At 70.8% G+C, this 8,830-nt stretch carries 9 protein-coding genes; 2 read left to right on the forward strand and 7 right to left on the reverse strand.

What is annotated here, in order from left to right:
* Nucleotides 1–7 precede the first annotated feature (7 nt).
* On the reverse strand, nucleotides 8–526 hold the full coding sequence (locus tag D7X99_RS02505; RefSeq protein ID WP_121776299.1) for a GNAT family N-acetyltransferase: 519 nt from the start codon (nucleotides 524–526) through the stop codon (nucleotides 8–10).
* 10 nt (nucleotides 527–536) lie between these two features.
* The gene (locus tag D7X99_RS02510) at nucleotides 537–1,577 is read right to left on the reverse strand and encodes a hypothetical protein (RefSeq protein ID WP_121776300.1); all 1,041 of its coding nucleotides are present in this window, start codon (nucleotides 1,575–1,577) and stop codon (nucleotides 537–539) included.
* A gap of 146 nt (nucleotides 1,578–1,723) precedes the next feature.
* On the opposite strand from D7X99_RS02510, the gene D7X99_RS02515 reads away from it, so the two are divergent.
* Nucleotides 1,724–2,011, forward strand: a complete 288-nt coding sequence (locus tag D7X99_RS02515) for a hypothetical protein (RefSeq protein WP_121776301.1) — start codon at nucleotides 1,724–1,726, stop codon at nucleotides 2,009–2,011.
* Between the two features lie 124 nt (nucleotides 2,012–2,135).
* On the opposite strand, the gene D7X99_RS02520 is transcribed toward D7X99_RS02515, so the two are convergent.
* Nucleotides 2,136–3,635: a putative metal-binding motif-containing protein gene (locus D7X99_RS02520; protein ID WP_147476007.1), complete on the reverse strand. Its 1,500-nt coding sequence runs from the start codon at nucleotides 3,633–3,635 to the stop codon at nucleotides 2,136–2,138.
* A 99-nt stretch (nucleotides 3,636–3,734) separates the two neighbouring features.
* Nucleotides 3,735–4,655: an RluA family pseudouridine synthase gene (locus D7X99_RS02525; protein WP_121776303.1), complete on the reverse strand. Its 921-nt coding sequence runs from the start codon at nucleotides 4,653–4,655 to the stop codon at nucleotides 3,735–3,737.
* Between the two features lie 99 nt (nucleotides 4,656–4,754).
* Between D7X99_RS02525 and D7X99_RS02530 the strand changes: the two genes are divergently transcribed.
* Complete coding sequence (locus D7X99_RS02530; protein ID WP_121776304.1) at nucleotides 4,755–5,990, forward strand: MFS transporter; 1,236 nt, start codon at nucleotides 4,755–4,757, stop codon at nucleotides 5,988–5,990.
* 4 nt (nucleotides 5,991–5,994) lie between these two features.
* Here D7X99_RS02530 and D7X99_RS02535 read toward each other — a convergent pair whose 3' ends face one another.
* From D7X99_RS02535 to D7X99_RS02545, 3 genes are read right to left on the reverse strand one after another with little or no spacing between them, the layout of a single operon-like run.
* Nucleotides 5,995–7,071: a M20/M25/M40 family metallo-hydrolase gene (locus D7X99_RS02535; RefSeq protein WP_121776305.1), complete on the reverse strand. Its 1,077-nt coding sequence runs from the start codon at nucleotides 7,069–7,071 to the stop codon at nucleotides 5,995–5,997.
* Nucleotides 7,058–7,924, reverse strand: a complete 867-nt coding sequence (locus D7X99_RS02540; protein ID WP_121776306.1) for a [LysW]-aminoadipate kinase — start codon at nucleotides 7,922–7,924, stop codon at nucleotides 7,058–7,060. The genes D7X99_RS02535 and D7X99_RS02540 overlap by 14 nt, the downstream gene beginning before the upstream one ends.
* Nucleotides 7,921–8,697 (reverse strand): SDR family NAD(P)-dependent oxidoreductase, encoded by a 777-nt coding sequence (locus D7X99_RS02545; RefSeq protein ID WP_121776307.1) that lies wholly within the window; start codon nucleotides 8,695–8,697, stop codon nucleotides 7,921–7,923. The genes D7X99_RS02540 and D7X99_RS02545 overlap by 4 nt, the downstream gene beginning before the upstream one ends.
* Nucleotides 8,698–8,830: the final 133 nt, after the last annotated feature.

Consider the following 8,830-nt stretch of genomic DNA (forward strand, 5'->3'; position numbering starts at 1 on the left):
GAGCTGCTCAGCCAATCACATACACGCGGTTCGGGATGCCGTCCTCGGTGACGTGGCGGTCCAGGCGCATCCCCAGCCGCTCCGCCACGCGGAGGGACGCGGTGTTCTCCGGGTGGATGATGGCCACCAGGGGAACCTGCGGCAGGTGACGGGCCGCCAGCGCCAGCGCGACGCGGGACGCCTCCGTCGCGTACCCGGAGCCCCAGGTCTCGGGCGTGAAGCGGTAGGCCAGGTTGAGCACGCGCTGGCCCTCCAGCTCCTTGTGGCGCAGGCCGCTCAGGCCCACGACGACACCGGGCGCGTCCAGTCGCTCCACCAGCCAGTACCCCACGCCGTCGCGCGCCCAGTCCTCCAGCCAGATGCCCATGATCCGCCGCGCGTCGTCCAGCGTCTGCATGTAGCCGCGGCGGCTGAACCGGTTCGTCGTTGGATCCGAGTGGAGGGCGAAGACCGCGTCCAGGTCGCTTTCGCGAACAGCGCGGAGCAGCAGCCGGTCGGTGGTCTGGCGTTCGAAGTGCTGAAACATGCCGGACAGCTTACGTGAACCAATCCCAGTCGATGTCGTCCGGAAGCGGGGACGGCGCACCTCGGCGCCGGGCGGAGACCTCCTCGCGCCAGGCAGCCCGCCCGCCCGGGAGCGGCCAGGCGCGCGAGACGGTTCCCCTGGGGTCGGGGGTGAAGTTGAGCAGCAGCATGCGGTTGACCCGGTCGACGGTCTCCGGCGTCGCGCCCGCGCGCAGCTGGAACTCCGCGCTGAACAGAGCGCCCTCCTCACGGACGGCGCTCGCGGCACGCGGCGGGGTGACGAAGGGCCACAACCCCAGCAGCGGAGGCTCCACGCCTTCGAGCAGCGCCGCGTGCAGCCGATCATGTCCATCCAGCACCAGCCACTTCGCCAGGATGTCCACGTAGAGCAGCAGCACGGGCGGCAACGTCCCGTCCCGTGCGCGCTTGCGCCAGCTCTTCACGCGTCCATCCTCGGCTGAAGAGGGCGCGCGCAGTCCGAGCACGACACCCGGAGTGTGTTCGGTCCGCGCGTCCCACCAGTCCTCATTCCAGGCGTGGAGGAACCGCGTCACGGCGGACAGCGAGTGCGGCGGCATCGGCGGCTGACCGAAGCCCCATTCCATGGGGGAGACGGGATGCCGCTCCGACTTCTCCGCGGCGATGGCGCGCACGGGGCGCAGACACCAGGACCCGGAGTGGAGCACCGACAGAGGGGCCTCCACGAGCGCACGCGCCACCCGCCACTCCCAGGCCTCCCACCAGGGCCCGGTGCCTGGCGCGGCCTCCACGGCCCGGACCTCGGGCGCGGACAGGGCCGGCAGGACATGGGGGGTGAGGGCCGTTCCCCGGAGGAACGCAGCGCGGTCCCAGTAGGAATCGATGCGGGTCCAGAGCAGCGTCTGTCCCGCGCCGCGCAACCGGATGCGGTAGTCGGGAGCCGCCTCCAGGTACACGGAGGGACGCCGCGCCCAGCGGCCCGTGGCGGGGACGTGCAGCAGCAGGCCGGGGCCCGGGGTCTCCAATCCCCAGCTCCGGGTGTCATCAGCGACGATGGAGACTCCCGCGTTCATGCGCCGCGCTCCTCCAGATGCCCGGCTCACACGGGCCGCTGGAGCGTAGCCGACCGCACGCCAGGCATGCGGCCGTGCACGAACGCCCGCCTCCCCCTGCCGTCCCGCGCGGCCGCACCCCACCTTGGGGCAGGAGGTGATGCGATATGGCGGACAGGATTCTTGAACAGCAGCATGAGCACGAACGGGAGCAGGAGCGCGAGCGGCTGCGCGAGCAGGAGCAGAAGGACCTGGAGGTGGAGTCGCATCGCGGCGCTCGCCCCCTGGAGGGCTTCGCGGGAGGCCATACCACCTGGACCGGAGACCAGGACGACGCTGCCGCCGCCCGCGTGCACGCCGGTGACGCAGAGGCCTCCTGGGAGGCCAGTGAGAGACAGGCCCGGCTGGAGCCACCCGAGCCCGACGCCGAGGACGACCCCGGCCGCCGCGAATAGGCCCTCTCAGCGCGAGCCCACACCCCACAGCCGGCGCGCTTCTTCCGCGAGGAGGTCGGGGGTACTCCTCGCGGGCCTTCCGCCAGACGACGCCCGGTGAATGGGCCGCCGCGAGCCGCCGGGCTCAGGGCGCGCAGTAGCGCACGGAACGGAGGGTGTAGGCCTCCGTCGGGACGGTCGTGGCGGTCATCAGGAGCGCTCCCATCCAGTGTCCGGGGAGCGCATGCATCAGCACCCACTCTCCATTGCGGTGAAGAGGCATGGGCGCGGGTCCAGGAGTCCAATCCGTCACGACGCCCGAAGGACTCATGCCCCAGAGGCGTCCTTCGTAGATGAAGCCCGAATCCTGACCCGGAACGGGAACGTAGCCCATGGTGATCCAGGCCAACTGGAGCCCCCGTGACGTCATCGTGGCGCCAAGCACACTGGATTGGCTCCACGCCGTGGACGTCAGCGTCACGGGCGTGCCATTCGCGAAGAGGTGCCGCACCTCATGGAGCCTGGGATTGTGCCCATCCGGTTCGCGGTAGAGCATCACGGGCTCTTCCCCACCCTCCTTCGCGGGCATCATCAGCAGCGTGGGAATGGCCCCGAACGCCACGGTGAGGCGACGCTCGTCTCCCACGAGTCGCAGCTCGCGGTCATGACGCCTCAAGCGGATGCGCGTGTCATCGACCGTTTCCCCCTCGTCGTACGCCGTCACCAGGAAGTTCCCATCCCCCATGCCCATCACCCGCGGCGAGTGGAGGTTGGGTGAGCCCGACTGGAACAACACCCGGGGTGGGGCCAGGACCAGGCCGGAGGGATCCACGAGCATGCCCTGCACCTCGCGGACACCGGAGATGGACGCGGCCCAGACCACGGAGATCCGCTGCCCGTCCACGGATGCTGCCACGCGCGCGGCCGGCTGGGTCTTGGGTTGCTCGAAAAGGACGATGCCCTCGGGAGAGCCGATGGGAGCGCCCTGCTCATCCAGCTGCACGAGGCGTCCCTCCGCGGTGGATCCCGTCTGGTAATGCAGCGCGGTGAAGTAGAGGGCAGGCCCACGAGAGGTCCGCACCAGTTGCGTCTCCGTCACGGGAGAGAAGCCTGGATCCAGCGGGATCATCGACGTGCCCTGGAGGTTCAGGGACTCATCGAACCGGAGCACCTGGATCCCCTCCGGGCTGTCGACGTAGACCATCAGGAAGCCCCCCTCCACGGGCAGGCTGTCGACCGACCTCGCATAGGGCGCCCACTTCATCGGGGCGACCTCCGCCCAGGTCGCCGGATCCGTCACGCCGTCGCAGTCATTGTCCAGACCGTCGCAGCGCGTCTCCGACGCTTCATAATCCGCACCGTAGGAGCGGGCCGTGCACACGGGCTCGTAGGCACCATCCACCCACGCCCGCTTCGCCCCAGCGCACACGCCCTGGGTCTTTTCGCAGGGCAGGGCTTCCGGTACGCCGCTGTCCACCGTTCCCGCGTCCGCGACGCCCGCGTCGTCCGTGGTGCCCGCATCCGTCCCGGCATCCAGCACGGGGCCCGACGGACTCGTGGAGGAACCACAGCCCGAAACCAGCAGGGCCACCATCAACGACAGGCTTCCCCACAACCCGCCCCACGACTTCATCCGCGCGCGCATGTTCCCCTCACGATGACGCCCCACACCGCAAGAAGAGCGGCATTGGACGCAAAACCTGACATCCATCCAGGCTTTCCCGCTGCTCAAAGCCTATCATGATCACCCGCGCAGCACCGTGAGCCCCCGCAGGAAGTCCTCCGGCAGCGGCGACTCCACCTGGATGAGCTGGCCCGTCGCGGAGGACGGCACCTCCAGCCGCCATGCGTGCAGGGCCTGACGCCCCACCGCGAGCGCCGCTGGATGCTTGCGCGCCTCCTCCGTGCCGTAGAGCGAATCTCCCAGGACCGGGAACCCGGCCTCCGACAACTGCACGCGGATCTGATGCGTGCGCCCTGTGTCCAGGTCGATATCCAGGAGCGCTCCCTCCCGGAACCGCTCGCGCACCGTGAACGTCAGTGCCGCGCGGCGAGCGGAGGGCACACGGGTCGTGAAGCGGCGCTGATCCTTCGGGTCCCTCGCGTACGGTCCTTCCAGGTGCCCCGTGTCCGGCGGACGCCCGAGCACCAGCGTCTGGTAGCGCTTGTCCACGCGCTTCTCCTGGAACGCCTTCAGGAGCGCCGCCACCGCATCATCCGTCCGGGCCAATGCCAGACATCCGCTCGTCTCACGGTCCAGGCGGTGCACCACGCCCGGCTGGGCCACGCCCTCCACGTCGAACGGCGGACACCGCGCCGCGAGCAGCCCCACCACCGACGCCGCCCGCCCCTCCGGCTCCACCACCAGCCCCGGCGGCTTGGCCACGATGACGAGCGCCGCGTCGTCGTACAGCACCGGCAGCTCCGGGCCTTCCAATGAAGCATGCGGCGACGGCCGGGGCTCCGGCGTCTCCAGGGTGAGCTCCTCGCCGCCCCACAGCTTGCGCGTGGCCTGCGCCTTCTTGCCCCGGATGCGCACGCGTCCTGCGTCCAGCATCGCCCGGGCCCGCTCCGGCGTGAGGCCCGGGACGTGCTTCGTCAGGAACCGGTCGAGCCGCTCGCCGGCAATCTCCCGGGGAACCACGAGAACCTTGTGCCGCGTCATGTCTTTCCCCGTCTCCCATGGCAGCCAGGGAGTCAACCACCGTGTAGGCGTGCGCCCACCGAGCACGCGTCAGGGACGCGCTGTAGAACGAGTGTCTCCGTGGCCACCTCCCTGTTCTCACGTTCGGGCTCCGCCCGGGCCCTGTCCCATCGCGACTTCACCCTTCTCTGGCTGGGCACGCTCGTGTCCAACATCGGCACGTGGATGGAGTCCGTGGCCCTGGGGGTCTACGTCACGCAGGTGACGGGCCAGGCCGCATGGACGGGAGGAGTCGCCGCGCTGACGCACCTGCCCTCGTTGGTGCTCGCGCCGCTGGGGGGTGCGCTCGCGGACCGCTTCGACCGGCGCACCTTCATGGCCGTGTGCGTGTGCATGCAGGCGCTGTTGGCCGCGCTGCTCACGGTGCTGGCCGGCACGGACAACCTGTCGGTGCCGTGGGTGGCGGTCCTCTCGCTGCTCAACGGCGCGTTCAGCACGCTGGTCATCCCCTGCGCCACGGCGCTCACCGTGGCCGTGGTGCCCCCGGAGGACCTGCACAACGCGCTCAGCCTGGACTCGGCGCAGTTCAACCTGGGCCGCATCATCGGGCCCGTGCTGGCCGCGCTCGTGCTGACGAGGGTGGGCATCGAGGGCGCGCTGTTCGTCAACACGCTGTCCTTCCTCGCCGTGCTGCTGGCGCTCGCGGGGATGCGCGGCGCGGCGAGCACCCCGCCTCCCAAAGTGGAGGCGCTGTGGGACGGCATCATGCGCGGCGTGCGCCTGGCGTGGACGGATCCAGGCATCGCGCTCGCGTTGGGCTCCGGGGCGTTGGTGGGTTTGCTCATCTCGCCCTTCGTGGGCCTGGTGCCGGTGTTCGCGCTGAAGGTGCTGGGTGGGGATGCGACCACCACGTCCATGCTGCTCACGGCGCAGGGAACGGGCGCGGTCATCGCGGCGTTCGGCTCCGGTGCCCTCGTCGCGCGGATGGGGCGGCGGGCCTTCCTGGAGTCGGCGCTGCTGCTCGTGGGGCTGTGCTCCGCCGCGTACTGGCTGTCCCCGTCGCTGCCGGTGGCCCTGGTGACGCTGTTCATCCTGGGCGCGGTGTACCTGGTCGCCTTCACGGGCCTGAAGACGGTGTGCCAGGCGCGCACGCCGCCGGAGCTGCAGGCGCGCGTGAGCAGCCTGTTCCTGCTCCTGGTGAACGCGGGCTACATCCTGGGCGTCTGGGGACAGGGCGCGCTGTCGGACCGGGTGGGCGTGCGGCCCATCACCGCGGGCTGTGCCCTGCTCTTCTTCGGCATCGTGGTGGGGATGCGGACCCTGCGCGCCCGAGGCCTGGCCGCGCTGGGCACCTGAGCCTTCAGCCTCCCGCGGTCCCCTTCACTGGCAGGAGCGCCAGCACGCGAGCAAGCACCGCGACGCCCTCCTCGTACTCCGGCAGGTCGATGTGCTCGTTCGGCGTGTGGTCCAACGCCGCGTCGCCGGGGCCGTACGCCACGGTGGGCACGGCCCACGCGGAGGCCACGGTGTTCCAGTCGGACGTGCCCGTCTTCAGGCGCAGCGTGGGCTTCACGCCGCGCTCGCGGATGGCCTGCTTGAAGACGCGGGAGAGGGCGTCGTTGCCGTTCGTGGACACAGCGTTCTTCCGAGCCACGGTGCGCACTGCCACGGTGGGCACGGTGGCCAGCGCCGCGAGCAGTGCGTCGGTGTCCGTGGACGGGCCGGTGCGGATGCTCACGGCGGCCGTGGCCCACTCCTCCGTCTCCGTGGCGCCGGTGTGGAAGGCGTTGAGGGAGGGGAGGTTCTGCTCGAAGAGGGACGGGCGCTCGCGGTTCCAGTCGTCACACAGGCGCTTGAGTGCGTTCCACGCGTCGATGACGTGCTCGGCGGCGGCGCGGTAGTCGCGGCTCGCGGTGTGGCGGCGGCTGGCGCGGTGCTCCAGGTCCAGGCGCAGCAGTCCCTTGTAGCCGATGGTCACCGCGTGCGCGCCGCTGGGCTCGCCGTTGATGACGAAGTCCGGGGCGTACTGGTCGCGCACATGCAGGGCGCCACGAGTGATGGCGACCTCCTCCTCCACGCAGCCCAGGAGCAGGAACTGCTTGCCGGCGCGCTCCGAGTCGTCCAGCAACTCCACGGCTTCGATGAACGCGCACAGCGGGCCCTTCGCGTCCACCGCGCCCCGGCCGTAGAGCTTCTGTCCCTCCAGCCGCACGGGCACTTCTCCGGGCACGGTGTCGATGTGGCCCAGGAACGCGATGACGGTGTCCCCGTCCCCGTAGCGAGCGACGGCGTTGCCCACGGCGTCGGTGTGCGCCCGCCAGCCGCGCGTGCCCAGCCGCTCCACCAGCGCTCCAGCGAAGGAGGCCTCCTGGTGGCTGGGGCTGTACTGCTCCACCATCCACCGCAACAAGTCGACGCCTGGCTCACGCGCCCGCATCCGCCCTGCCTCCATCGCGAAGGGTGAACTTCGTGCCGCCCGCCTCCTCCAGCGCGGAGAACACCGGCCGCGCCACGCGCGACGCGCTCACGTACGCGGCAGGGACTCCGCCCTGCAGCGCCCGGCGCACGGCCTCCAGCTTGTAGCGCATGCGTCCACCCGCCAGCGGCATGCAGCCCTCCACGTCGTCGCTGGAGCGCACCAGCGATGCGGGGTCCTTCGGATCCGCGAGCAGCCCCGGCACGTTGGAGAGGATGACCAGGGCCTTCGCGCCCAGCGCCGCCGCGATGGACGACGCCACGTGGTCCGCGTCCACGTTCACGAGCACGCCGTCCTCCGTCACCGCGGGGGGACACACGACGGGCACATAGCCGCCATCCAGCAGCGTGCCCAGGAGCGCCGCGTTCACCGAGGAGACCTCTCCGGCCAGATGTTCGCGGTCGATGCGCATCCGCCCGTCGGCGTCCTGCAACTTGAGAGGCGGTCGGCGGCGCGCGGTGAGCACGCGACCGTCCGCGCCACACAGGCCCAGCGAGGTGACGCCCTTCGAGAGCAGCGCCAGCACCACGGCCTTGTTGACCTCGCCCACCCACGCCATGGTGAGCGCGCGCAGCGTGGGCGCGTAGGTGAGGCGCACGACGTTACCGTTCGCGGTGGTGGCCTCCGGGCGCGCCATGCCCAGCAAGCCCAGGAGCCGCTCACCAGCCTCCGAGCCGCCATTGACGACGACGACGCGCTCGCCCTGTCGGACGAGCTCAACAACGTCCGAGCAGACGTTCTCCAGGTCCACGCCCGCCGCGCCGCCAATCTTCACGACGACAGGACGGCGGGATGGGGCGGGAGTGGCGCTCATCCGATGACGCTCGCGCCACCGTCCACGAGTTGCACGGTGCCGGTGATGAAGGAAGCGCGCTCACTGGCGAGGAACACGGCAGCCGCGGCGAACTCCTCCGGGAGCCCCACGCGCTTGAGTGGAATGTGCGCGCCCATGGCACGAAGGCCCGCCTCCACGTCACCCGCATTGCCCGCGGTGCGCTCCACCGGAGGCGTGCGCATGTAGCCTGGAGCCAGCACGTTGACGGTGATGCCCGCGTCGCCCAGCTCCTGCACCAGCGCGGCGGAGAAGCCGACGATGCCCATGCGAGCGAAGCCGGACAGCGCGAAGCGGGCCACCGGCCGGTGCACCGTCTCCGAGGTGATGAACAGCAGGCGTCCCCATCCGGCCTTCTTCAGGTGCGGGAGCGCCGCGAGCGCCAGGGAGATGGGCGGAAGCAGCACCGCGTCCGAAGCGCTCCGGTACGCATCCACGCCGAAGGTGGAGGCCGGGCCCGGAGGAGGACCGCCGCTGTTGGTGACGACGACATGCAGCGCGCCCAGCTTCGCCACCACGTCATCCACCCAGCGGCGCACATCCGCGTCGTCCTTCACATCCACGCGAGTCGCCAGCACCCGGCCGCCCCGGGCCACGGACTTGAGCCGAGCCTCCGCCTGGGCCAGACGGTCCGTGTCACGAGCACCGATGGCGACATGCGCGCCTTCCTTCGCCAGTTCCTCCGCGACAGCGAGCCCCAGGCCGCTGGAGCCACCAGCGACGAGCGCGACCTTGTTGGCGAGTCCCAGTTCCATCCGCGTCCCTCCAGAAGTTGGCGCACGGCAGCCGCCGAACGAGCACACCGCACGTCACTGAACCGCACCTGCGCGGGTCGAGGCACACCAGCCCGGCCCGCATGCCATCCGCCCCGCCGACCGCGCTACGACC

The sequence above is a fragment of the Corallococcus sp. AB032C genome (genome assembly GCF_003668935.1).
In the GTDB taxonomy this organism is placed as follows: Bacteria; Myxococcota; Myxococcia; order Myxococcales; family Myxococcaceae; genus Corallococcus; species Corallococcus exiguus.